23 protein-coding genes and 2 tRNA genes are annotated in these 22,972 nt (G+C 53.2%); 13 read left to right on the top strand and 12 right to left on the bottom strand.

Annotation, left to right across the window (positions count from 1 at the left end; translation table 11 throughout):
* The first annotated feature begins 1 nt into the window (after position 1).
* The 5 genes from GV827_RS05955 (at position 2) to GV827_RS05935 (ending at position 5,774) form a co-directional block, all read left to right on the top strand.
* On the top strand, positions 2 to 904 hold the full coding sequence (locus GV827_RS05955; protein WP_164352882.1) for a 2-dehydro-3-deoxygalactonokinase: 903 nt from the start codon (positions 2 to 4) through the stop codon (positions 902 to 904).
* The gene (locus GV827_RS05950; protein ID WP_164352881.1) at positions 901 to 1,506 is read left to right on the top strand and encodes a 2-dehydro-3-deoxy-6-phosphogalactonate aldolase; all 606 of its coding nucleotides are present in this window, start codon (positions 901 to 903) and stop codon (positions 1,504 to 1,506) included. Before GV827_RS05955 ends, GV827_RS05950 begins: the two co-directional genes overlap by 4 nt.
* Positions 1,503 to 2,360: an SMP-30/gluconolactonase/LRE family protein gene (locus tag GV827_RS05945; RefSeq protein WP_164352880.1), complete on the top strand. Its 858-nt coding sequence runs from the start codon at positions 1,503 to 1,505 to the stop codon at positions 2,358 to 2,360. Before GV827_RS05950 ends, GV827_RS05945 begins: the two co-directional genes overlap by 4 nt.
* Complete coding sequence (locus GV827_RS05940) at positions 2,357 to 4,273, top strand: beta-galactosidase (protein ID WP_164352879.1); 1,917 nt, start codon at positions 2,357 to 2,359, stop codon at positions 4,271 to 4,273. The genes GV827_RS05945 and GV827_RS05940 overlap by 4 nt, the downstream gene beginning before the upstream one ends.
* An 88-nt stretch (positions 4,274 to 4,361) precedes the next feature.
* Complete coding sequence (locus tag GV827_RS05935) at positions 4,362 to 5,774, top strand: pyridoxal phosphate-dependent decarboxylase family protein (protein WP_164352878.1); 1,413 nt, start codon at positions 4,362 to 4,364, stop codon at positions 5,772 to 5,774.
* 13 nt (positions 5,775 to 5,787) lie between these two features.
* On the opposite strand, the gene GV827_RS05930 is transcribed toward GV827_RS05935, so the two are convergent.
* Complete coding sequence (locus tag GV827_RS05930) at positions 5,788 to 6,663, bottom strand: hypothetical protein (RefSeq protein WP_164352877.1); 876 nt, start codon at positions 6,661 to 6,663, stop codon at positions 5,788 to 5,790.
* Between the two features lie 222 nt (positions 6,664 to 6,885).
* Between GV827_RS05930 and GV827_RS05925 the strand changes: the two genes are divergently transcribed.
* The 4 genes from GV827_RS05925 (at position 6,886) to GV827_RS05910 (ending at position 10,089) form a co-directional block, all read left to right on the top strand.
* Positions 6,886 to 6,961, top strand: a tRNA-Thr gene (locus GV827_RS05925).
* A gap of 510 nt (positions 6,962 to 7,471) precedes the next feature.
* Positions 7,472 to 7,915, top strand: a complete 444-nt coding sequence (locus GV827_RS05920) for a hypothetical protein (RefSeq protein WP_164352876.1) — start codon at positions 7,472 to 7,474, stop codon at positions 7,913 to 7,915.
* A 1,494-nt stretch (positions 7,916 to 9,409) separates the two neighbouring features.
* A complete protein-coding gene (locus GV827_RS05915; RefSeq protein ID WP_164352875.1) occupies positions 9,410 to 9,844 on the top strand; it encodes a hypothetical protein in 435 nt (144 codons plus the stop codon).
* A gap of 5 nt (positions 9,845 to 9,849) precedes the next feature.
* Positions 9,850 to 10,089, top strand: a complete 240-nt coding sequence (locus tag GV827_RS05910) for a CDGSH iron-sulfur domain-containing protein (protein ID WP_164352874.1) — start codon at positions 9,850 to 9,852, stop codon at positions 10,087 to 10,089.
* A gap of 353 nt (positions 10,090 to 10,442) precedes the next feature.
* On the opposite strand, the gene GV827_RS05905 is transcribed toward GV827_RS05910, so the two are convergent.
* The 3 genes from GV827_RS05905 to GV827_RS05895 form a co-directional block, all read right to left on the bottom strand.
* Positions 10,443 to 12,236: a DEAD/DEAH box helicase gene (locus GV827_RS05905; RefSeq protein WP_164352872.1), complete on the bottom strand. Its 1,794-nt coding sequence runs from the start codon at positions 12,234 to 12,236 to the stop codon at positions 10,443 to 10,445.
* 59 nt (positions 12,237 to 12,295) lie between these two features.
* Entirely contained in the window at positions 12,296 to 12,592 is a 297-nt protein-coding gene (locus GV827_RS05900) for a hypothetical protein (RefSeq protein ID WP_164352870.1), read from the bottom strand.
* Between the two features lie 222 nt (positions 12,593 to 12,814).
* Positions 12,815 to 12,958: a hypothetical protein gene (locus GV827_RS05895; protein ID WP_164352868.1), complete on the bottom strand. Its 144-nt coding sequence runs from the start codon at positions 12,956 to 12,958 to the stop codon at positions 12,815 to 12,817.
* A 158-nt stretch (positions 12,959 to 13,116) separates the two neighbouring features.
* On the opposite strand from GV827_RS05895, the gene GV827_RS05890 reads away from it, so the two are divergent.
* The 3 genes from GV827_RS05890 to GV827_RS05880 all read left to right on the top strand — a co-directional run bounded on the left by GV827_RS05890 (position 13,117) and on the right by GV827_RS05880 (position 15,002).
* Entirely contained in the window at positions 13,117 to 13,590 is a 474-nt protein-coding gene (locus GV827_RS05890; RefSeq protein ID WP_164352866.1) for a hypothetical protein, read from the top strand.
* A 486-nt stretch (positions 13,591 to 14,076) separates the two neighbouring features.
* Positions 14,077 to 14,325, top strand: a complete 249-nt coding sequence (locus tag GV827_RS05885) for a hypothetical protein (protein WP_164352864.1) — start codon at positions 14,077 to 14,079, stop codon at positions 14,323 to 14,325.
* 134 nt (positions 14,326 to 14,459) lie between these two features.
* Positions 14,460 to 15,002 (top strand): hypothetical protein, encoded by a 543-nt coding sequence (locus GV827_RS05880; RefSeq protein WP_164352862.1) that lies wholly within the window; start codon positions 14,460 to 14,462, stop codon positions 15,000 to 15,002.
* 195 nt (positions 15,003 to 15,197) lie between these two features.
* On the opposite strand, the gene GV827_RS05875 is transcribed toward GV827_RS05880, so the two are convergent.
* From GV827_RS05875 to GV827_RS05865, 3 genes are all read right to left on the bottom strand, one after another.
* Complete coding sequence (locus GV827_RS05875) at positions 15,198 to 15,371, bottom strand: hypothetical protein (RefSeq protein WP_204325751.1); 174 nt, start codon at positions 15,369 to 15,371, stop codon at positions 15,198 to 15,200.
* Between the two features lie 65 nt (positions 15,372 to 15,436).
* Positions 15,437 to 15,862, bottom strand: a complete 426-nt coding sequence (locus tag GV827_RS05870) for a pentapeptide repeat-containing protein (RefSeq protein WP_164352861.1) — start codon at positions 15,860 to 15,862, stop codon at positions 15,437 to 15,439.
* A gap of 147 nt (positions 15,863 to 16,009) precedes the next feature.
* A complete protein-coding gene (locus GV827_RS05865; protein ID WP_164352860.1) occupies positions 16,010 to 17,356 on the bottom strand; it encodes an integrase family protein in 1,347 nt (448 codons plus the stop codon).
* A 100-nt stretch (positions 17,357 to 17,456) separates the two neighbouring features.
* Between GV827_RS05865 and GV827_RS05860 the strand changes: the two genes are divergently transcribed.
* Positions 17,457 to 17,536 (top strand) — tRNA-Thr (locus GV827_RS05860).
* Positions 17,537 to 17,983: 447 nt separating this feature from the next.
* Here the strand turns inward: GV827_RS05860 and GV827_RS05855 are convergent.
* The 5 genes from GV827_RS05855 to GV827_RS05835 form a co-directional block, all read right to left on the bottom strand.
* On the bottom strand, positions 17,984 to 19,573 hold the full coding sequence (locus GV827_RS05855) for a caspase family protein (protein WP_204325750.1): 1,590 nt from the start codon (positions 19,571 to 19,573) through the stop codon (positions 17,984 to 17,986).
* A 9-nt stretch (positions 19,574 to 19,582) separates the two neighbouring features.
* Positions 19,583 to 20,659, bottom strand: coding sequence for an OmpA family protein (locus GV827_RS05850; protein ID WP_164352858.1), 1,077 nt, complete (start codon positions 20,657 to 20,659; stop codon positions 19,583 to 19,585).
* A gap of 120 nt (positions 20,660 to 20,779) precedes the next feature.
* The gene (locus tag GV827_RS05845; protein WP_164352856.1) at positions 20,780 to 21,886 is read right to left on the bottom strand and encodes an alpha-hydroxy acid oxidase; all 1,107 of its coding nucleotides are present in this window, start codon (positions 21,884 to 21,886) and stop codon (positions 20,780 to 20,782) included.
* On the bottom strand, positions 21,886 to 22,440 hold the full coding sequence (gene comE / locus GV827_RS05840; RefSeq protein ID WP_164352854.1) for a sulfopyruvate decarboxylase subunit beta: 555 nt from the start codon (positions 22,438 to 22,440) through the stop codon (positions 21,886 to 21,888). Before comE ends, GV827_RS05845 begins: the two co-directional genes overlap by 1 nt.
* A complete protein-coding gene (locus GV827_RS05835; RefSeq protein WP_164352852.1) occupies positions 22,437 to 22,943 on the bottom strand; it encodes a thiamine pyrophosphate-binding protein in 507 nt (168 codons plus the stop codon). The genes comE and GV827_RS05835 overlap by 4 nt, the downstream gene beginning before the upstream one ends.
* Positions 22,944 to 22,972: the final 29 nt, after the last annotated feature.

Genomic DNA, 22,972 nt, shown 5'->3' with positions numbered 1-22,972 from the left:
AATGACCAACCCGATCACACCAGAATGGATCGCGCTTGACTGGGGCACAAGCAACCTGCGCGGCTGGGCAATGCAGGGCGGTGCTGTGCTGGACAGCGCGCGGTCGGGCGACGGGATGGGCAACCTTGAGAAAACAGGTTTCGAGTCTGCTTTGACAGCTTTGCTGGCTGGCTGGAATGTCTCACCGAAGACACCCATCATTGCCTGCGGCATGGTTGGGTCACGGCAAGGCTGGGTAGAGGCGCCCTATCGTTCAGTCCCGTGTAAGCCATTGTCGGAAAGCGTGGTGCGCCCGACATCAGATGCGTTTGATGTGCGGGTTCTGCCGGGATTGCGCCAGACCACACCATCGGACGTGATGCGTGGGGAAGAAACCCAGATTGCGGGTTTTCTTTCCCTCAACCCCAACTGGGACGGCGTCATTTGCCTGCCCGGCACCCATACGAAATGGGCGCAGGTGTCCGCCGGTGAAGTAGTCAGTTTCGAGACCTACATGACCGGCGAGATGTTTTCGCTTTTGTCCACACAGTCTGTCCTGCGTCACTCAGTCGGCGGTGAAGACTGGGATGCAGTGGCCTTTGACAACAGCATCGAAGAGGCGCTGAGCAAACCGGAAAAGCTTGCTGCCCGTTTATTTTCAATCCGGGCAGATGATCTTCTCAAAGGCACCTCGCCAGAGGTAAGCCGGGCGCGCCTTTCCGGCCTGCTGATCGGAGCAGAGCTTTCCGCCGCTCGTCCCTATTGGCTTGGGATGAATATCGCCATCATCGGGGACACATCACTTGCGACGTTCTATGCACGTGCCTTGGGAAATCAGGGGGTGCCCGCAACCATTGCTGACGCGGCACGTATGACACTGGCAGGGCTTACTGCCGCATATCGACACACAAAGGACGCACGATGACCTATCCGCTTATCGCCATCCTGCGCGGGATTACACCGGGTGAGGCTCCGGCCATCGGGGAGGCACTTGTTGCCGCTGGCTTGACGACGATCGAGGTGCCGCTGAATTCGCCCGATCCGTTGGACAGCATTGCGGCCTTGGCGCACTGTCTGGGCGACCGGGCTGTCGTTGGCGCAGGTACGGTTCTGACCGTGGCAGAGGTTGATGCCGTCGCCGATGCGGGGGGCCAGATCATCGTTTCGCCCAACTGCAACCGGGAGGTTATCAGACGCACCAAAGCACGCGGTATGCAAAGTTGGCCGGGTGTCTTTACACCCACCGAAGCTCTGGCTGCCCTGGAGGCAGGCGCGGACGGTCTAAAGCTGTTCCCCGGTTCTATGGCTGGACCCGCCGGGTTGTCAGCAATGCGCGCCATCCTGCCGCAAGGTACAAGAGTATACGCCGTGGGAGGCGCCGGACCAGACAACTTTGGTGATTGGATCGCGGCTTCTGCCGATGGATTCGGTATTGGCTCGGCGCTCTACAAGCCGGGTATGACAGCCGTAGATGTGGGCGCGCGCGCAGCACGGATCGTTGACGCCTACAGGGAGGCCGCGAAGTGAATACTTTTGACAGCCGTTTGAATGTTCTAGGAGAGGGCCCGCTGTGGCACCCAACGCGCAAAACACTGTTCTGGGTTGATATTCTGGGCAAACGTCTTTTGTCGCGATCTGGCGCAGACACCTCGGAATGGTCTTTCGATGAGCATTTTTCGGCGGCGGGATGGGTCGATGAAGACACGTTGCTTCTGGCGTCAGAAACGGCGCTTTGGCGATTTGCAATTGCTACAGGAGCGAAAGAAAAGATCTGCGCGCTGGATGCAGAAAACCCGATAACACGCTCCAATGACGGACGCGCTGATCCTTGGGGCGGATTCTGGATCGGGACAATGGGCAAGAAGGCTGAGCCGCAGGCCGGTGCCATCTACCGCTATTTCAAAGGTACGCTGCGCAAGCTTGTCCCAGACGTTACGATCAGCAACGCAATCTGCTTCGCGCCTGATCGGTCCTGCGCCTATTATACCGACACTTTGACACAAAAGATCATGCGACAGCCCCTTGAGGCCGAAAACGGATGGCCAACCGGTGCGCCGAGCATCTTTGCAGATCTCACGGAAAGCCGCCTTTACCCGGATGGTGCCGTAACGGATGCCAATGGCAACCTCTGGTGTGCGATGTGGGGGGCCGCTTGCGTGATCTGCTTTGCCCCTGACGGAACAGAGCTGCGCCGTATCGACGTGCCGGCACGCCAACCCACATGCCCCGCTTTCGGCGGTCCAGACCTGCGCGACTTGTTTGTCACATCCGCCACTGACGGGCTGCGCGCGGAAGAAATCGAAAAACGCCCATTGAACGGGGCGACATTCACCTTGGCAGGTGTCGCCCAGGGGTTGGCTGAACCGCAGGTCTTGCTGTGAAACGGGCGCTTGGCGTTTGTTACTATCCGGAACACTGGCCCGAGGACATGTGGGAACGCGATGCCGCCCGGATGGCAGACGCAGGGATCACCTGGGTCCGTATCGGAGAATTCGCGTGGTCCCGGCTGGAACCGAAACCCGGTGCGTTTACTTTTGAATGGCTGGACAAAGCCATCGCAACCCTTGCCCGGGCGGGTCTGAAGATTGTTCTTGGTACCCCGTCCGCAACGCCCCCCCGCTGGATGCTTGACCGCTTTCCCGACATGCTGGCAGCCGACGTCGAAGGGCGTCCGCGCACGTTCGGTTCACGCAGACATTACTGCCACAGTCACGCAGGGTACCGCAAAGCGGCTGCCGAGATGGCAGCAACACTTGGCAAGCGATATGGGCGCGATCCACGTATCGCGGCATGGCAGATCGACAATGAGTACGGCTGCCACGATACGGTCCTGAGCTATTCGCATGCCGCCCGGCATGCTTTCCGCGACTGGCTCGCTCGGAAATACCAAAGCACCGATGCACTGAACCGGGCGTGGGGCAATGTCTTCTGGTCGATGGAATACGACAGCTTTGATGATATTGATCTGCCCAACCTTACGGTCACTCAACCCAATCCGGCACACGAAATGGCTTTCCGCCGTTTTGCCTCGGATCAGGTGGTGGCGTGGAATGCCGCGCAAGTGGCCGCCCTTCGTCCGTTGACCGATGCACCACTCATTCACAACTACATGGGCAGAGTGCTGGAGTTTGATCATTTCGCAGTGGCCCGTGACCTCGATATCGCGTCATGGGACAGCTACCCGATCGGGTTTCTGTCAGATCGTTTAGAAGGGGATACCGCGCACAAGACACGGTATCTGCAGCAGGGCGATCCAGACATGCAGGCGTTTCACCACGATCTTTACCGCGCCATGAACAATGGGCGCTGGTGGGTTATGGAACAACAGCCCGGGCCGGTGAACTGGGCCCCCTACAATCCTGCCCCCCTGCCCGGCATGGTGCGGCTTTGGACGTGGGAGGCCTTTGCGCACGGCGCCGAAGTCGTGAGCTATTTCCGTTGGCGGCAAGCGCATTTTGCGCAAGAGCAGATGCACGCGGGCCTGCTGCGTGCTGATGATGCTGAAGCGCCGGGATTGGCCGAGGCAAGACAAGCGGCTGCGGAATTGGCTGAAATGCCTGAAATCGCCCCCAGAAAGGCGCCAGTCGCGCTGATCTTTGATTACGCGTCAGACTGGGCATGGAAGACCCTGCCGCAGGGAGCCGATTTTGACTATTTCCGTCTGGTGTTCGACGCCTACCGCGCATTAAGGCGCCATGGCTTGTCTGTAGATTTTTTACCGCCCGATGCCACGACAGGTCAGATGGCAGATTACAAAGCAATCTTTGCCCCGGGGCTTGCCCATATGTCGCCCGGCTTGATGCAGTCGCTATCGGACGCCGACGTTCCCTGCCTTCTGGGACCGCGGACCAACCTGATGACCCCTGAGATGTCCACCGCCCTGCCCCTCGGTCCCAATGTCCCGTCCCTTGATCTAAAAGTGACGATGGTTCAAAGCCTTCCCCCTTCTTGCACACGCACGGTCGCTGGTGGCGGTACCGTCTTGCATTGGGTCGAGACGCTGCAAGGAACGGCAGAGGCAATCATGTCATTGCAGGACGGCAGCGCCGTCGTCGCAAGAACAGGTGCAATGCATTATCTCGGTGGTTGGCCAGATCAGCCGCTTTGGGATCGGCTCGTCTCGGTCCTTGTCAAAGATGCTGATCTCACGCTTCTACCCGAAGGCCTGCGGTTGCGCGATACAACAAGCCATCGGTTTGCTTTCAACTATGGCTCCACCCCGGTGAATTGGAACGGCGCAGAGATCGCCCCCGCTGATGTTGTTTGGTGGCCCCATGACAACGATCCAGTCTGAACGTTGACAGTAATAGCTCATTTGCTTAACACATTAAGTAATTCGACTGCCCTCTACTCTGGGGCGTCATCGCCATGGGAGAGACAACATGGATTGGGAAGATTTTCGCAAACGGGGTCGCGATGCTGCTGATTGGGCTGCGGATTACCATCTCTACCTGCGCGACCGTCCCGTGCGCGCCCAGACCAAACCCGGCGAGATTATCGCGCAGCTGCCCAAGAGCGCACCCGACACGGCAGAATCGATTGACGCCATCCTGAACGATTTGGAACAGACAATCATGCCCGGGATGACGCATTGGCAGCACCCCCGGTTCTTTGCCTATTTCCCAGCCAATGCTGCACCGGTTTCTGTTCTGGCGGAAAGCTATGTCAATGCCATCGCAGCGCAATGCATGTTGTGGCAGACCTCTCCGGCGGCGACCGAACTTGAGACGCGGACTTGCGATTGGATGCGGCAGGCAGTGGGTTTGCCTGATGGGTTTTCCGGCGTCATTCAGGATAGCGCAAGCACCGCGACCCTGTGCGCCGTGCTCAGCATGCGGGAACGGGCGCTGAACTGGGCCGGAAACCGCGATGGGCTGACCGGGCAACCCCGCCTGCGTGTCTATGCCAGCGCCGAAGTGCATACATCGATTGATCGTGCCATCTGGATCGCGGGGATCGGAGAGGCCAATCTGGTGCGTATCCCATCCTCAGGTCCAAATCGCGCCATGCAGGTGGACGCCTTGCGAGAAGCGATAGCGGCAGACCGTGCCAAGGAGGGGTACATGCCTGCAGGTATTATCGCCTGTGTGGGCGGCACCAGCGCCGGTGCGACCGATGACATCAGCGCGGTGATGGATGTGGCCGAGGCAGAGAAACTTTATGTCCATGTCGATGCCGCTTGGGCCGGGGCTGCCATGATCTGTCCTGAATATCAGGCGATGTGGCGAGGGGTGGAGCGTGCCGACAGTATCGTGCTGAACCCGCACAAGTGGCTGGGAGCACAGTTTGACTGCACCACCCATTTTCTCAAAGACCCCGAAACCTTGGTAAAAACACTGGCGATCCAGCCAGAATACCTCAAGACACATGGGGCAGACGGGATCATTAACTATTCCGAATGGTCCGTACCCCTGGGCCGAAGATTCCGCGCCCTCAAGCTTTGGTTTCTGTTAAGGGCACATGGGTTGGACGGATTGCGTGAGATGATCCGCAACCACGTGAAATGGGCAGAAGCCTTGGCAGATCGGTTGGCTGCCACGCCAGATTTTGAAATCGTCACACCGCCCATGCTTTCCCTTTTCACCTTTCGGTACGTGCCAAATGGCGCAATTGATCTCGATACGTTGAACCAAGACCTTGTGAATGCGATCAACACGGACGGTCGGATCTATCTGACGCAAACCCGGATTGATGGTGCTCTTGTCATTCGTTTTCAGGCTGGTGCGTTCAGTTGTACTGAAGATGACGTCCGGATGGCGTATGACGTGATAACAGAGATTGCCAACCAGATGTGATGGGTCGTGTAAGTCAGGGACCGATCAATGTGACGCCGGGCAACCGCTGCAATACGAGGACATCCTCGTCGTAGAGTTCGGTCAGTTCTTCCACCAACTCTTCGGTCCAGCCCGGCATGTCGAGCTCTTCTTCGATTTCCTCTTCTAGCGCGAACTTGTCGAGGAATACCGCAATGACCCGACGTTTCTGCATCTCAGACATATCGGGGTGGCTGTGCATGTAGCTGCGGAAACGCTCCATCCCCTCCTTGCTCATGATCGAGGTTAGAAGATCGAAACCGCCTACGATCTTTTCGTGCGGATCTATGCCTGCCAACTCGCGGATGATTTGCGACCATATGACCGGCGTATCTTCGGCGCACCAAATGGTGATTGGGATGTCGGGTGCCGCCTCCCGAATGGCTGCCACGGTATCGGACCACCGGATATCAAATGGCCCGCACCCGGCCCAGAATGCATCATCGGACTGGTCAATAGACTTGTCAAAAAGGATCGGTATCAGGGTTGCGGGGTTCCGAATAGCAAGGAAAATCTCAAGATCATCCTGCGGAAACAACGCCGCCATATGTGCCATCCGTTCAGGTGCTGCGGGGTAAAGAACACCTTTCTGGATCGCCGTTCCTGCGGTGCGGAAGAAATTGGCATCAGAAAGTATCACCCGGTCTGCTGGCGCGTCATCCAAAATCACGTCGAGCAGAACCTCTCGTGCCTGTGGCGAGGCCGGCGCCCTGCTCATGGCATTAAGGGTATCGCGCACCAGCGCACGATAGCTGTTGGGTCCTGGCACGGTGATACCGCGCTTGGCGAACGCATCCTTGTTGCGCAGAACCGATTTGATCAGCCGTTCCTGCTCGGTAAAGTGCGCCCCTGTTTGCAAGACAAGCTGCATAAATTGTTACTCGGACCTTTGCTTGATTGCGCTTGTGAATACAGGCTCTGCCGCCTTGTGTAAAACGCCAAAATCGTTCTGCAGGCTGCCCTCAAACCAAGATGAAAAAATGATGCCAAATGAGTGCCGAGAGTGCTTGCATCCATAATCAGCATCAACTAAAGAACGCCCACACCGAACAGGCGGTCAGCCGCTGTCGGTCCTCAGCGTTGCAAAACGTTGGCCCCTATAGCTCAGCTGGTAGAGCAACTGATTTGTAATCAGTAGGTCCGCGGTTCGAGTCCGTGTGGGGGCACCATCAAAATCAAAGACTTACCAGAAACTCGCCCGAGGCCATTCTTGCCTTAGTAGACACATGGTAGACATTCGGCATGATTACGGCGTGACTACGGTCATGTGATGCTGATTAGATACGGTGAGCGTGAAGCCACGGGAGGGTCTCGTCTCGTACACAGAGACCTCTTTGCGCCTCCCTACCCCCAGAAACTGTTGGACTAGGTAAGAGACAGGGCCTGCAAGGTTAGGCATGGGCCACATACCCCCACCCGGTAACATGTATTCGACCTCTGCCAGTGCTTAAGATCCAGAGAGTGTTAACCACTTTTGACTGATTAAGGGCGGATGAAGCTTGGGGTGGGCTTCGATCAGAGCAAACAGTATGCGCTCATTTCCCTCAAGGTGACCTTACTGCCTGCCCAAAAGGGTTGATCAGAGCGCAGAACAGCGGCACCCTGCAAAAAGGCATCTAACTTAGGGGATGTCGGGCAACGCGGTTCACTTGGGAAAAATTGGCTAGGGGGGAGGTCCAATGGCGGACAAAGAAAAGGAAAAGAAGAAAAAAGAAGACCAGATGAAAAAGGATAAGGATACCTTGGACAAGGGTCTGAAGGCACTTGAGAAGGTGCTGGATTCAAATGCACTCAAAAGAATTCGCAAGACCTTTAACAAGTTTGAATCTGCTGCGAAAACAGGCAAGAAAGTTGCGGAAGCCGGTAAGGAAGTCTCAAAAGAGCATCAAATTGCAAAGAAGGCATTTGTTGAAGAGTGCATGAAGAAATATGGGAAAGATGAGAACTTCAGAGGTCTTTGTCACGCGGAATGGAGCAAGGAGTTTGGGCCTTCCGATGAACTGAGCAAGACAGCCAAGAAGTCATTTACGAAAATATTCGCGGAGAAGCTGCCTGAAGCTATCTGCAAGAGAATAGATAGCTGCGCAAAAGAGCTTGAAAAGATGGAGAAGGCTAAGAAATAGCAAGGAATGCATGTGCCAATGCCCCGTTCGGCCAGTACATCCCGGTTGAGATATTGGATCTATAAGATGCGCACTGAGTTAGGTGATGCGTTTTTGCTTCATGCGCAAAGACACCCGCTGACTCTTCGGCACTCATTGCCGCAATGAACCTGAATTCTACCACCGACGCTGCTTCCTCTCAGCCCCCATGGTTCTCACGATTGAGCCTAGGGGGTATTTTTGGCGCGCCCCAGAAGTAATCCGCTACCCGCTTAGAGCACGGCAATCGCTAGAAAGAAAATGACGAGCAATACAGCAAGTATGGACAGAAACGCTTGAGACCTATTCCGTTCTTCTAAAGCTTTCTTAGACAAGGACGTTGAAACCTGAGGTGCAGGATATTTTCGAGCAGACATAATCGATTCCAGTTGGCAGACTGTGACGAGCATCTTCATATTGAACGTCAAATAAGGCGAGAACTGGGCGAAACTTGGGTTTAAGCTTGCTGAGATTGGGGCTTTCTTGGGGCTGAGTTGATCTGTTTGGAAACGTTATGTCCAACAGTAACAAGGGCTAGTAATGAACCCAAGACCGATGTACCGTCAGCTATCTCTACCTGATTAGCCCCCCTGGTTCCGTGAGCCTCGGGGGTTTCTTTTTGGGCGGGCTAAGGTGATCCGTTATTCGAACAGATTCCTATATATACCTTACAAATTCTTGTTCGGTTAAGCTAAGACCAGAGAATAAGATAAGCTAGCAACAGTGACACCGCACAGATCGCACCGATGCGCCACGCTAGCTGCGAAAGCTTTCTGCCATCAGTGTCTGGCAAAGGATCATCGTAAGGGACTTTGTAGCTTCGGCCTTGCACTTTAACTTATTCCTGCAATGAATTTCTGTGTTCTTTCGCGCTGCAAGTGAGACTTACATGCGATTAGGGGCAAAAATGTGACAAACAGATGGATTGAACATGATCCGTCAATGCTCCATCCAAAACCTGTGAACCGCCGCGACAGTTTCCGGAATTTGCTTTGCTGCTTGTTCGAGAGTTCGATCCAGTTCCTCCTGCGGTAGGTGTCTAGGTCTGCGAGGTATGCTCCGTGATTCCCGTTGGGCTGCACCCGATTGGATCACAAAGCAAGAATTATTGCCTCCACAGAACTTGTGGATAAGTCTGCGGACAAATGATCCATAAGCGGATTTTTGCCTTTGCTTTCAAAGCCATTCACAAAACGGCTATTTTTTGAGCTTTGCACTAAACATATGAGAATGAATGAGAATTTTAGCTAGGCCCATTACTTCTTGTCCGTTGCATACCACTGTGTCCCAAATATTGTGCTACTGAGGCAAGGTGTACAACTGTTCAATTACCGCCACTACAGTCAGGTCGAGGAAGGGTTGTTATCAGACCTGTCTTTTGCTGCCCTAGATGAAGCGCGAAGTTAGGTCTAGACTAGCAATATTTCCAAGCCCTTAGGGTTGTCCAATAAGTTCAAAGATTTGGAGTAAGCGCACATGCCACCCAAGATGGATAAAGAGGTTGAGAAACAGTTCAAGGAAGTCGAAAAACAGCTAAAGTTGATTTCGAAAACCCTCGGAGACATGGAACGGCGCCTGAAATTCGTCGAGGAACGAGGAAAGGTACTCGCTGATAGCCTCACCAGTGCCAAAGACCTCGAAAAGTTGACGGACGTCCACTTTAATAAGCTAGCCCGAGAGATGGAGCGAGGACAGCAGACCAGTTTTGAGCGGATGAAAGCAACCGAAAGACGGATTGAACTCCAAGAGAAGCGTGACAAGGCCTATGAAAAGGAGGCGTCTAAAGAATACGAAAAAGCACGCAAGGAGGGTGAAAAATATGCCGATGAAAGGATGAAGCAGTTTGAGAAGCAGCGTTTGGATATGCGACTAACCGCACTGGAAGCGATAGTAGCGAAGCTTGGGAAATAAGAAACATGTCAGAGCCAGAGATCGCCCAGAAAGCCCCCTACCCAACTGAAGTCGAAGCCGGTAAGAACTACTTCTGGTGTGCCTGTGGGAAGAGCAGCAACCAGCCTTTCTGTGATGGGAGCCACAAGGGGACAGACTTCACGCCGGTCAAATACACTGCAGAAAAAGATGGGAAGGTGTTCTTCTGTGGGTGTAAGGCTTCAGGCAAGTCACCGCTATGCGACGGAAGTCACTCGAAGCTCTGACCAAAGGGCGAGACTACTGGTATGTCCAATGGAGTTAGATTTCGGCTTACAGTACCGTCTTCTTGTCTCTTAATGTGACAACTTCCTATAGTATCTTATAGCACTTTGTCACAATAACGGCCCCCTAAGCCGAAACTTCAGGCTGTCCTTGGTTCTTCTAAAATACTAGAGCGGCCCTATCCCGTAGTTCTTTCTTTCCTTTTTTAATAAGACAAGAGATAAAAGAGAAGAAGATATAAACCTAGGGGGCGGACCTCTTGGAAGAACCTAAATGCATATCTCACTAAGAGGGTATTACTTGTCTAAGTATGCATTAAGGAAAAAATATCTGAAGATAGAGCCGCCCACTTATTTTAGTTGTCTCTAGTCCAAACAAACTTACCTTGATTCCCTTTGCCTTTCTTTCCCGGCTCAAACCTATAACCTAGCATCTGGAGGTCTAAACTGTTTTGTAGACCGTTCTTATAATCTCGTATGTTGAAATTGAGAGCCTCTTGAACCTCTGAGAGTGGCACATCTGCTCTTCTGTTCTGTTGTTTCAAGTACCAGACGATGCGATCAATCCTCCCGGTCGGCTCTCCTGTCTCCTGTCCTTCATATTCTAGAACATCTGTCTCACAATCTCGGTATTGCACTGCAAGTCTAATGAACCTGTCTGCCGTGGTGTGGACGTAGGCTGTCATCTCCCCTGCTACAGCATTCTTATCTATGTTCCGTACACTCCCTCGGCCTATCTGCTGCATCATGTTGTCGATGTACTGTGCTTCCCTGATGCGCTCGTAGTTGCCCACCAGCCTGCGCTTATTTGCTTCTTCAAGAGCTTTGTCCGTGATCTCTTCATTGGCTAGCGTATGGAAGCGTCGAACAGCCGCATCCTGAGGCAGATGATTGTCCCAGAGATAGACCACAGCTTTGCACTCAGCGAAGGCATTTGAGCCAACAGACCTTGCATGGTGGGACACCTTGATCTGCTTCCCGTGTTTGGTCACCGAGATTGGATATTCCAGTTCACCCTTAGTTAGCTGTCCGAGATAGTCTCGAAGACATCCGTCCAGAACCTTCTTGGGCATTGTCATGTAGATCGTGTCTTCTTTGACATTAGACAAAACCCAATCGATATAGCGAACCACTTTGTCTTTCTTATCTTGTCCTATCCAAGAGTCGTAATAGGGAGGGAGATCAGGACCAGAGAGGTGCACTAGTTTAAGCTGCTCATAACTAGGTGGCGCCCAATAGGCTTTGGATTGACTATCTTGCTTAAACGAACCAGCAATATCGTAAACCATGCCTCCAGTAGCACTTAATACGATTGTCTTTTCTAAATTAGGAATGCCTAGAACCGCAGCCGAGTAGATAGGGTCGTAACGGTCACGGTCAATATTCCCTCTTGACAGGAAAACCAGTCCCTGAAGAAGGGCTTCACAAAACCTCTGGTTGGCTACCAGTACTCCGCGATAAGCAGTCGTCTGTGAGTAATCAGTAAGCTTCAAGTCAAAGGCTATGGTCTGCGCCCAGCTAAGGTCACCGCTTCTTGATGCGGCTATGTATTTCTTGTCACTATCTTGAAGCTGACGGTCCAGCTCATTTGCGAAGTTAGCTAGCTTAGTGAACTCGTCGGGATAAATGTTATGGCTGGTGGCCCAAGACCTAGCCTGATTGAAGTGCTCAAGCTTCAAAGTGGCTTCACCGGTGGCATAGATCGCCTCATCGACAACAAACAGATCACGATCATCTAGCGCCCCTTGATTATACTGTATGAACTGGTGCGTCAGGACGATTATGCGTTTTGCAAGCTCATCATCTTTGTCAACCGCTGCATCGCCATGGTAATGACCAACAACATCGTTTCCCAGCTCCTCAACTAACGATTTGTAGACCTCATCGACTGAGTCTTTGTAGAGCGTCATGAAGCAAAGGCGCTGGTCTGGGAAATCTTTTGCGAAGCGTATGATCCCCCAGATTGCTCCAGTTGTCTTACCTGAGCCTGTTGGCATCGGGACGTACAAAGGGCCAGTCTCAAAGCCCTCAGCCATAATAATGATTGCAGAGGCCGTCATGTTTGCAGAGTTAACCTGCCAGTCTGATAGCCAGTCTAGACCGCCTTTCTCATTCCTTCTGCGGGCTATGGCTTCGTCGAATAGGTTCATAGTCAATGTGATCCCCTAAAGGGCTAATTCAAACAACTCTACATGTAAGAAAAATACTACTAAAGCTCTGTAGCACCCTTCATCTTCCTGACGTAGTAGACGGTCTTCCCTTCTTTATTCTTACCTTTGAAACCAAACCCCATCTTCTTTGCCTTTGCATCAGTGTCCGGTTTGTAATCCTGAAGCAAAGCTACTGCTTCACTCCAGCGAACACCCTTATCGATAGCCAACTTCACAACGTTATCCACGAACTCAGTCTTGTAGGCGTTCTTTTCCTCTTCCTCGACCCGCAGAATTTCTTTCTTGAGCTTTTCTCTCTCTGCAGGACTTAATGCCTTAACATCTACTACGGTCATAATCTTTCCCTTCAGCTGTTGTCACCTAGAGATAGCACAACTGGCTATTAAGAAGAAGCGGGAAGACTCAACTGTTAAGATGCACTATCATTAGAGAACCCCATCTCGCTCAATAGGACTCTCTCTAAGCGCCTCCAGGTGCTCTCCGGTGGGGAGAACCCCCATGAAAATCCAAGATTGCTTTCAGTGACTCTCTCCGTGGCTGTACGGGCGGACTGTGGGTCAGACCGAGAAGGGATCGTCGAGTACACCAACCACCTGCATCAGGAACTCCCCATTTGTTGGGTCCAGAGGCTGGGCCTTCATGGTGTGCCGCAGGCAATGGGCTGTGAGCCCCTTGAAGTCTCTCAGAACCGATCTGTCCATGAGCAGTGCTGATCGCCGAGGGGAAACATGATCATCCGGGATGGAACACCTAAGCTCAAACCATAAAAATGGCTTGAAAATGGCTTTAATCGATGCAATCGTTTAAATAGAGTAAGAAAATGTTGACGTCGCAAAAGTCTTGTTGGAGCGATAATGAGATGAGCATCAAGGCGAAGATTGCGGCGAAGTTCGCCTCTGCCCTAAAGAGCACTAAGGCCACCAGTGCAGCTGAAGATACAGTAGATTTGTTATACAAAACAACTTTTTTTGCGGATCAATTTAAATCAGAAATTAGCGATCTTAAACCAGTATCAGCCGGGATTGGCCTAGCTGCCACAGCAGTACTTATGGCGTATAAACTTCAAGCCGTTGCGAACAAGGCGAAAGGCGAGCTCGATGAAAAAATGATCGCTGCTGAGACAGAAAAATTGGAAAAAAACTCTAAAAAGTATTCATTAATTATGAAAAATATAACAAAAAAATGCGACGCACAATTAAAGGTGTGCAAAGATGCAAAGCATAAAAAGGCGTTGAATAATCTAAAGAAGTCCGCTTTGATTTCCACGAAGAAGGTGGATGCGCAGGCCAAATTGGCGTCTTTAGCCTTGAAAAAAATCAAAAAGGCTTCTTAGACAAGCACAAGCGAACGGCTGCGCGTTCCTTCATCGGCAATCGGATGCCTCGGCCTCCTCAACCGTTTGCTCAAACTGCCAGTTAGGGTCGTAGTAGCTGCACACAGCCTCAAAGGCAGACCTCCTGCAGCCATTCCCTGACCTGCTCCACCGCGTACCCCCTCCCATAGCTCACCCCTACGCCCCCAACAGTCCTCCACCCCCCGATCTGGTCTATAAGGTCACTCGGACATTCTACGGCTCTCAGACGGTCTCTCATGGTGTGACGGAGGCAATGGGCTGTCCTCCTCTCCAGAGCAGGCAGCGATGACCGTAGTTAGTCTGCGTGAAAAACCTTCGATCCAATCTGTCATCTCATAGGCCAACCAATTGCACGGTCGTCATGCAAGGGTGGTCTCGGTTTGATCAGCAGCTATTGCAGAAAGGGGTTTGAGATGGAGCATACCCCGTTAGAATGGCCGCAAGATACGGAAGAGGAGGTTTTTCATGTCCGATACATTTGAAGAGATGGAAACAGCGCTCGGAAGGTATCACGCGAGGATAGCAAGCGACTTCTATACGTCAGCAGAGATTGCAGAGGTCCCCGGGAGCTTGAGGATCAGAGGCTACTACGGCCCCCTAATGACAGCGTCGCTCAAAGAAAGTGCCTCCAGCGAAGCTTACCGAGAGCATGTCCAGAAGGCTGTAGCAGAATACCGCAAGGTACCGCTCTTTCGTCACGTCGAAGACAAGTAAACCAGCTGACTTATATCAACGGATAGCAAATCCCTGACTACGTCGGTGTTCGATTCTTGGCGATTAGCTCACATGTCCTTGATGAGAGCCAATGCTGTGCTGACAGGATCAAACTTTTCGCGTACACTAACTTCATGAAATTATCTGTCGTTGGCCTTCGTGCCCTGCCTTTTCTCTTTGTTTTCATTTTTTCCAGCATTGCTTATGCCGCAGACGTGGACAGGTTTGCCGGGACCTACACTGGCAACGCTGAGTTCATATCCAACGATGAGAAACAGCGCCGAGACTTGAGTACCACGATCACGCCGAACAAAGATGGTTTCACGCTTAGTTGGACCTCCGTAACTCACAGGAAAGATGGGCGAATAAAGGAGGCGACCTATACAATTGAGTTCTTTCCCAGCCCGCGCGAGGGAATCTATAGCTCCGCCATGAAGGTAGACATCTTCGGCAAACGTAAGCCTCTCAATCCTCTGAATGGTGAGCCATTTGTTTGGGCCCGGTTCAGAGATGATACATTCTCAACATATTCTCTCTTCATTACAGAAGAGGGTGAGTATGAGATGCAAGAATACCACCGTACCCTAACAGACGGCGGCTTGGACTTAGTTTTCCATCGCGTCAGAGACAGCATGCTTCTACGTGAGATCAAGGCTTTTCTTGCCCGGGAAGGGTGACGATCTGGTTTGCCAGATAGCTGTCCGCCGAAAAGCCCACCTTCTGACCTACATCCAGAAATCAATGACAGCAAATTTTGCCCATACGAACCTGAGTTGCCAGCAGCTTTCCGAACATCAATATGACCGTAGAGGCTCTGTAGGCACCCCCGCCAGCGCATCAAGACACCCCAAAAATCAGCCCCTCAGGACGCTCTATGCAGTGAATGGATCGTCTAGCACACCAACCACCTGCATCAGGAACTCGCCGTTGGTTGTGTCCAGTGCTTGCTCATAGCAGTTGTCTATTTCTGACATAGCTTGGTTGATGCTTGCTTGAGTACCATCGAAGAGAGCCATAGCTGCTGAAGCATTATCAACATCTGACATACCTTTGTGCACTGCAAAGTAAGCACCAATGTCCACCTTGTTTTCCAGATCGGTTCTGCATGCAGTCAATTCCCAGAAGTCGAGCAACCACTGTATTCAACGGCACCATCTGGCATTTTGGTATTGCAGAGGATAGCGCCTCTCATAAGTGCCCCAGTTGTTTTTCCGTCTCTCAGATTCGCTCCATCTAGGTTTGCATCCCTCAAATCGGCCCCCCTCAGATCAGCTCCCGTTAGGTCAGCACCTCTTAGGTTCGCATCACTTAGATAAGCACCGCTAAGGTCTACACCATTCAGTCTGGAAAAGCTTAGGTCAGAGCCTCTTAGGTAAGCTCCGGTTAGACGAACTTCACTCAGCAATGCCCCACTCAGGTCACACCTCTCACAATTATTGGTCTCTTTCAGTTGCTTGAGATGCCCTTCATCCAAGGCCGATGCACTGGAGCCTATGACCGTGACTGCTGCCGTGATTGCGACTAATATTTTCTTCACTCAGAAACCTCATCATCCAATAAATCAGGCATCTATTCCTCAATCACCAGAGCAGTTCTCGACGCAATCGACAATACCATCTTTGCGACTGCTAAACTCGGAGAGGAAGATTTCTGAGGACCTTGTAGCTACCAACGGCTTCCACACCTACCCCTTTAGCCACTCAAGGTTGGATGCAGCTATTTGTTCAGCGTGTTCTGCAAGTCTTTGCTTCTGCATCTCGTCAGGCTCTTGTGCTATTGCGGCGTCAACATCTCGCTGATGCTCCCAGTCAGGGTCGTAGTACCGGTGGTATCCGTCCGCTACTGCATCAAAGACAGGTCTAAGGCGATCTATCTGCGTGATGATGTAACCTTCGGTGATAGACTGCGACCTGTGGTTCAGCGCCCTCCTGATCAAGTCTAGCGACGCACCATTGGATTCTGCATGGGTGGCAAAGGTTCGACGCAGGTCATGGAAGCTGAACTTGATACCCGTATGGCGAATGATACGCGCAAGCTGTGATTTGGGTTCTGTCATGTGATTGTCACCCCTACGAGCAGGGAAGACCCAAGGTGATCCATCCTTACCGATAGCCTGAAGGTGGGCCTGTTGCCGCTTGAGTACCCACTTGATCATCTTGGATAGCGGTATGTGGTGATCAGTTCCGTTCTTGGTGTCATGGACCACGAAGTAACCTTTGTCCCAGTCAACATCTTCCCAAGCCAGCCGAAGACCCTCCGTCCTACGAAGCCCCGAGCACATCAGCAGCATCACGAAGTTGATCCCCTGCTCTGTTACCCCGTGCTTACGTGTCTCAGGCCAGTCTTTCTCCATGTGATAGAAGTGAATGAGCCTCTTGATCTGCTCGTCCTCTAGGTAGTCCGTGCGCCTCTTCACCTGACGCCTGTACTTCTTCTGCTTGATGACCAGCCACGGGTTTTCAGTGATCAAACGCTCTCCATCCACCTCATCTGCCAAGGCAAATCCGAATACAGCGGACATGATACGGTAACACTTTGCAGCCGATGGTAGCCCTGCGTTGTCACGGATATGGACAAAGCGTTCCTCTGCATCCTGACGGGTCACATCGCGGATTGGCTTTTCCCTCCATGCCGAGAAGTAGAGGTTGAAGGCATTAATGTAGTCTTGCTCGGTACGTGGTTTGAGGTCTCTGGCAGCAAGATAGCTGTCGAACACTGCCCCCACCGTCTTGCCTAGGGCTTCCTCACGAGCCTCAACAGCCTTACGCACCTCAACGGGGTCTTCCCCTCGCTGCATCTGGAGTAGTTTGTCTCGTGCAAGCTCTTTGGCGTCAGCTACGGTCATAGCTGGATGCTGTCCGAGGGTGATCCTTCGTGTCCTTCCGCCCCTGATCCGACCTTCGACAATGAACGAGATACGGCCCTTGGGGGTCACCTTCACGCCAAAGCCTTTCAGCGTGTCATCCCGTAGGATGGAGACTTTGCTTGGCGGTTTGAGGCTGTCGACTTTCTTCTGCGTGATATTGGTCATATGAAACTAGTAGACAAAAAATAGACAGAAGGATAGTAGACAAATAGTAGACAAAGGGCATGATTTTGGCTGAAATGAAGCTATTATGATGTCTCTTAACGCCTATTCCTATAGCTCAGCTGGTAGAGCAACTGATTTGTAATCAGTAGGTCCGCGGTTCGAGTCCGTGTGGGGGCACCATTTTTCATTCCAACAGATATGTCTAGATCGAGCATCAGGGGCTCTTTGGTTCGATCTTATGTAAAAATTGGGTTGCCGCCCGTCGGTCTGCAGACTGCAGTGAAAAGGCGCTATTCGCGCGACTTACGTCAGCCTCGCATGCAACATCTGCCCAGATTAATCGCAACAGTTTCTCAAAATTTGCAGAGTACGGTCGCGACAGCCAAGCAGTGGGACATATGGGCCGCGCAGGACACAACAGCTGTTTCTTCAATGGTGGTCCCATCCACATACCCTGTTCGCCGACCGTCAGGATGGACTGACGCGCGCACATTATCTCAGGAAACCTTTCATGCCTTAGTCAGGAACAAAGGACGGGCGGCAAAAATCACGCCATCCTCTATCTTTTGCTGCTGCAGGAACCTGTCACTTGGTCTTGGAAAAGTGGTCCCGCGGGTGTCGAACGGCCTATTTGCAGCCCCCCTCGGCCCAAGAGCGAACATTCATCTTAAAGCCACCGCCGTAAGGGTGCTGCTTTGAGACTGCATCGTTGTTCCCTGCATTCACATAGGTTTGCCCCTGCGTACAAAGGGCTTCCTTGGTCCATTGATGGCAATTTGAGCAACTTTGCTCTTTCCATAACTCTTCGGGCAACCCTTCAATGGGCGGAAATAATGGCGACAGGGTTACCAGTTCTTCGATGCTCTTGCCGATCAGCCGGTCCACACCGCTGGTAAAGGGCATGGTCCAAGTCAGCTCGGTCCCCATAGGGGCAGGAGCAGCACGCGATGGGGCAGCGGCCACAACGATTTCCTGCTGTTCCGTTGGGGCCTGTGCTGCAGCAGCCGCACGCTCGGCCTTTTCGGCCAAAACCTTCAACTCAAAAACCGCGAATTCAGCATAGATCCCTTCGGGAAAGGCGTCGAGGTAGGCCTGATAATCACCTGCAGTGCCTGAGCTTTGAGCGATGCCGATCAGGCGCTCCTGCTCTTTGGTTGTATCAACTGGAGCGGGTTCAGGTGCCGGTGCGGGTTCTGGCTCCGCCGCGGCAATCTCAAGGGGGGGCGCTTCCTGTTGTGCCTGAGCGCCTGCTGTCGCAGTGCCTTGGTCCAGTTCAGAATTGATGATTTTCTCAAGCAATGCGCGCGCTTCGGGGATATGCTCGCTGTCAGGATAGCCGCGCATGAACAAAACGACAGGCACCGGGTCAGTACTGAATTTCACAGATTCCCAAAGCTGCTGCTCCGCGATTTCTTCCTTGGTCTTTTCCTCTTGCGCAACAAAGTAGAAATCATCAGTCAGCGACGAAGTATCCCAAGGTGTCTGCTGGCCTTGCGTTTCTTCGATCACTTTCACACGAACGTTTTTGAAAACCTGTTCAATCGGCACGCCGGCTGCAGGAATTTCGCGCGCAAGCGCCTTGGTGAACGGGCTGTTACCGTCCAGACCATCCAACGCCACGGCACCGGGCGCCGTTGAATACGCAAGGAAGGTTCCCGTCGGAGATTTCATTTCCGCCAGACCATTGTCATTCAGGTCGGGGATCGCTTCGAATGGATTGTTTCGACAGGCATCAAGGATGACGATATTCGTCTTGTTCTTCGCCGAAAACATCTGACGCAACACCGCCTGTGCCGGCACGGCAACAAGGCTGAGATCGGCCGCATCGGTCAGGCTGGCATCGACGGGCAGCAGATAGTTGTTGCCAAAGGACTGCACCGCATGGCCCGCGTAGTAGAACAGGCCCGTCGCGTTGGGCCCCGCTTCCCGCAGGTCGCGGCCAAACTGGGCGATTGCACGGTTCAGCGAAATCTGGCTTGCATCGGTCAATATCGTGACCTTGAAGCCTTTCTGCTCAAGGGTCTGCGCCATCAGCTCGGCATCAGGCACCGGATTATCCAGCGCCGTCACAGCCCCATAAGAGCCATTACCAATGATCAGCGCGATCCTCGGCTCAATCTCTTGCGCAGATGCGGCTTGCATGCTGAAGATCACAATACTGACAGCACTTATCAAGCGGATGAGGCGGCCAATGGCCGCCTTTTGGTTCCAAATCATGTGTCGCATTTAGTTGCTTATCACCTTGAACTCGATCCTGCGGTTTTTCCATCGCCCCTCACGCGTGTCGTTTGTGGCGATGGGGCTGCTCTCACCGTATCCTTTGCTGACAAGAACCGATGGACTGAGGTTCTTGGACATCAGATATTGGCGTACAGTGTTGGCGCGTGCGTCAGACAGTCTTTGGTTGCTGGCATCGCTTCCGACGGAGTCGGTATGCCCGCCCACTTCGATTACCATGTTGGCGCAGCGCGAAATGATGTTGGCAAGACTATCCAGCAAAGGTTCACTTTTGGCATCATGCCGCGAACTGCCAGAGGCAAAGTAAATATTGCCGGTCCGAGACAGGATTTCGAAACGCCCTTTGCAGGCTTCACGGTCAAAGTTACCTTCGGCTTCCAGCGCTACCGAAGCAGGTGCTGTTGTCGCTGTTGGTGCTGATGCCGCCGCCGTGGTGCTGTTGCGCGCAAAAATGAAATCGAAGGACACGGTAGCTGACGGGATGATGTCCACATTCGCGGCCTCTTGCAGTTTGCCCAAGCCTTCCATCAGGTTGAAGTCCGCCACACCAACCGAAATTGGCGTGCGGCTGGCGACAGACACCATGTCTTGCGTCAGCAGCGTTACGTAAACCTCTGCTTCATAGGTATTTTTTACTCCGTGCAGGTCCATCGTGTAAGTGACCGGCACCGTTTTGCGGCGCACATCAGACAGATCATTCAGCAGGGCCGCGTCGATCTGGGTGCTGATCGTGGCAGTGGGGAACTTGAATGTTTCGAAAAACAAAAAGCGCATCCGCACGTTGCGCAGGTCAATCTTGGTATCGACAGAGTCGAGCAAGACCCGCACTTCGGTCGATCCGGTCGGGCTGATCTCCCCCTCAAGGGTGGCAAAACTGCTGGATTCAACGACCGTCTGCTTCTTCACTGACTGAAACGTCAGGTTCGACATTTCTGGTTGCAGGGTCCAACCGCTGGAAAACGGGTTCAACTGAGCCTGCGCCGTTTGGCCAAAGGCAAGCACAGCCAGCAATGCAACGAAAAGACCAAAGGCAACCCTTTGATGCAGCTTTTTCAAATGGTTCATGACTTTCCTCCTGGTCGCCCAAATAATGAAAGGACGGGAATATTCTCAAATAATAGATCAAGTGTTGCACGAAGTGCTGCCTGCGAACAATCCTTTTCGGGCAGATTTTGGGAAGCCGTTTCAGGCGTTGCGGCGATCGAATTTCAGGTGTGTCATACCGGTTTGGGCCATCGCGATGCTCATCTCATCGCTGAGCACATTCCATAGCTGGTTCAGGCCCTCGCGACCTGCCGCTGCCATCGCAAATTGCAGGATGCGTCCGAAAAATACGAAATCGGCACCCGCCATCAGCGCCTTGAGAGCATCTTCGCCAGACCGCAGACCGCTGTCGAAGAACAACGGATAATCAGGGCCAAGAGCGGCGCGCATCAGTGGAAGAACCTCAAAAGGCGCAGGCGCACTTTCCAGTTGGCGCGCGCCATGACTGGACACCTGAATGGCGTCAACACCGGCCTTCTTAAGCGCCACGGCGTCCTCTACATCAAGCACACCTTTGACAACCAGATTGCCCGGCCATGCGTCCCGAAGACGTGCGAGCGTATCCCAGTCTGCCTTTGCCCGGCTCTCGGTTCGGTCAAACTCGTAGCCGTCCATCTCAAAGTTGGCCATTTGTGGTTTGCCGTGGATCAGCCCTGAAATCGACCAACGCGGGTGCAGGGCAAAATCAATGAACTGGCGCGGCCCGATCCGGAAAGGCATCTTGAAGCCGTGACGCAGCTCGCGCGGACGACGGCCTACTTCGGGCACGTCTACCGTCAGGACAAGCGTCTCATAGCCTGCGGCCTTGGCGCGCTCGACCAGCTTGAAGGTCCCTGCCCCATCCCCGCTGAAGTAAAGCTGGAACCATGCGTTGCCCTCCGCGACCTCAATGATTTTCTCCATGGGAGTCGAGGCGACGGTGGAGACGCCATGTGGTACCGCGTACTTCGCGGCCATTTTCGCCAGCATCAGGTCGGCACCGGGCGCTGACAGGTTGCACATGCCCATGGGGGCGATCCCAAAGGGACGTTTGGTGGGTTTGCCAAAAACACTGGAGGACAGCGACCGTTCGCTCACATCGCGCAGGATGCGTGGCCGCAGCGTCATGGCATCAAGGGCGGCACGGTTGCGTGCCGCCCCTGTTTCGGCTCCGGCCGAGCCATCGATATAGTCAAACACCATCCATGGCAGCCGCCGCTTCGCCAACCGGCGGGCGTCCTCGGCGCTATGGATGGCGTCAGCGCCCATCAGGCTTTCACAGCTTCCATGAAGCGGTGGCGGATGACGACAGGGTCCATCGTAATCACGGGCAGCTTGATATTGCCGCTGTCACATTTGCAGACGATGATCGTCATCTCGTCGCTGTCGATGGCCGCTTGCAAGACAGGTGGCAAATCCTTGTCCTGCACCTCGATCACGTTTTCGCAGCCACAGGCAGTTGCAACAGCCGCGAGCGAGGTTTTCCGGCCCGCATACGTGGGCTGATCCCCGGTTGAGCCATAGGAACCGTTGTCGATGATCAGCAGCGTGTAGTTGCCCGTCGCGTTATTCGCGATGGTGGGCAGCGTGCCGAGGTTGGTCAGGACAGAACCGTCGCCATCAATCGAGATGACAGGCTTGTCCTGCGCCAGCGCCAGACCGAAGCCAATGGAGGACGACAGGCCCATCGTACCAAGCATGTAAAAGTTGGTGGGCTGATCGTCGATCATGTGCAATTCCTGGCTGGGCAGCCCGATGTTGCAGACGACAAGGTGATCCCGGATGATCGGGGCGATTTCTTTGAGAATTTCTGAACGGATCATTGGTCGCCGTAGCCTCCCCAGAAGTTGGCGTCTGTCAGGATCGCCACGGGTTTGTTGCACATGAAGGTGTACTTCAGAATGTTGTCGAACTCCTCGACATCCTTTTGCCAGTGGAAGTGGTACGTCGGGATGTTGAGTTGGGCCAGCAGCGCCTTGGTATGTACTGCCATTTCCACCTGGCAGGCCACAGGCTCGCGCAGCTCTCCGCGATAAGAGATGATCATCGGCAGCGGCATCCGGTAGAACTGCGTCAGGGTCGCCAGCGTGTTGATTGTCACACCAATCGCTGTGTTCTGCATGATGATCGCAGGGCGCTTGCCGCCCATGAAGGCACCAGCACACAGGCCCATGCCCTCGTCTTCCTTGTTGGACGGGATGTGGAAAATCTCGTCGCGGTTCTCCATCTCTTCGATCACACCGGCCAGCTGTTTGCAGGGCACGGTGGTCACGAAAGAGACATCGTTCGCAACAAGATCATCCGCGATCTTCTTGTCGATATTCATGTCAGTTTGCCTTTCAGGTTGATGCGCGG

It is taken from the genome of Sulfitobacter sediminilitoris (assembly GCF_010667575.1).
Classification (GTDB): Bacteria; Pseudomonadota; Alphaproteobacteria; order Rhodobacterales; family Rhodobacteraceae; genus Sulfitobacter; species Sulfitobacter sediminilitoris.
This window is presented reverse-complemented; position numbering and strand designations above follow the sequence as displayed.

Excerpts from the sequence above, each read along its gene's own strand:
- GV827_RS05855 (WP_204325750.1), bottom strand. The coding sequence starts at position 19,573 with ATGATTTGGAACCAAAAGGCGGCCATTGGCCGCCTCATCCGCTTGATA.
- GV827_RS05875 (WP_204325751.1), bottom strand. The coding sequence starts at position 15,371 with ATGTCAGATGTTGATAATGCTTCAGCAGCTATGGCTCTCTTCGATGGT.
- GV827_RS05905 (WP_164352872.1), bottom strand. The coding sequence starts at position 12,236 with ATGAACCTATTCGACGAAGCCATAGCCCGCAGAAGGAATGAGAAAGGC.
- GV827_RS05915 (WP_164352875.1), top strand. The coding sequence starts at position 9,410 with ATGCCACCCAAGATGGATAAAGAGGTTGAGAAACAGTTCAAGGAAGTC.
- GV827_RS05865 (WP_164352860.1), bottom strand. The coding sequence starts at position 17,356 with ATGACCAATATCACGCAGAAGAAAGTCGACAGCCTCAAACCGCCAAGC.
- GV827_RS05955 (WP_164352882.1), top strand. The coding sequence starts at position 2 with ATGACCAACCCGATCACACCAGAATGGATCGCGCTTGACTGGGGCACA.
- GV827_RS05890 (WP_164352866.1), top strand. The coding sequence starts at position 13,117 with ATGAGCATCAAGGCGAAGATTGCGGCGAAGTTCGCCTCTGCCCTAAAG.
- GV827_RS05885 (WP_164352864.1), top strand. The coding sequence starts at position 14,077 with ATGTCCGATACATTTGAAGAGATGGAAACAGCGCTCGGAAGGTATCAC.
- GV827_RS05835 (WP_164352852.1), bottom strand. The coding sequence starts at position 22,943 with ATGAATATCGACAAGAAGATCGCGGATGATCTTGTTGCGAACGATGTC.
- GV827_RS05935 (WP_164352878.1), top strand. The coding sequence starts at position 4,362 with ATGGATTGGGAAGATTTTCGCAAACGGGGTCGCGATGCTGCTGATTGG.
- GV827_RS05880 (WP_164352862.1), top strand. The coding sequence starts at position 14,460 with ATGAAATTATCTGTCGTTGGCCTTCGTGCCCTGCCTTTTCTCTTTGTT.
- GV827_RS05900 (WP_164352870.1), bottom strand. The coding sequence starts at position 12,592 with ATGACCGTAGTAGATGTTAAGGCATTAAGTCCTGCAGAGAGAGAAAAG.
- GV827_RS05910 (WP_164352874.1), top strand. The coding sequence starts at position 9,850 with ATGTCAGAGCCAGAGATCGCCCAGAAAGCCCCCTACCCAACTGAAGTC.
- GV827_RS05850 (WP_164352858.1), bottom strand. The coding sequence starts at position 20,659 with ATGAACCATTTGAAAAAGCTGCATCAAAGGGTTGCCTTTGGTCTTTTC.
- GV827_RS05845 (WP_164352856.1), bottom strand. The coding sequence starts at position 21,886 with ATGGGCGCTGACGCCATCCATAGCGCCGAGGACGCCCGCCGGTTGGCG.
- GV827_RS05895 (WP_164352868.1), bottom strand. The coding sequence starts at position 12,958 with ATGGACAGATCGGTTCTGAGAGACTTCAAGGGGCTCACAGCCCATTGC.
- GV827_RS05950 (WP_164352881.1), top strand. The coding sequence starts at position 901 with ATGACCTATCCGCTTATCGCCATCCTGCGCGGGATTACACCGGGTGAG.
- GV827_RS05930 (WP_164352877.1), bottom strand. The coding sequence starts at position 6,663 with ATGCAGCTTGTCTTGCAAACAGGGGCGCACTTTACCGAGCAGGAACGG.
- comE (WP_164352854.1), bottom strand. The coding sequence starts at position 22,440 with ATGATCCGTTCAGAAATTCTCAAAGAAATCGCCCCGATCATCCGGGAT.
- GV827_RS05920 (WP_164352876.1), top strand. The coding sequence starts at position 7,472 with ATGGCGGACAAAGAAAAGGAAAAGAAGAAAAAAGAAGACCAGATGAAA.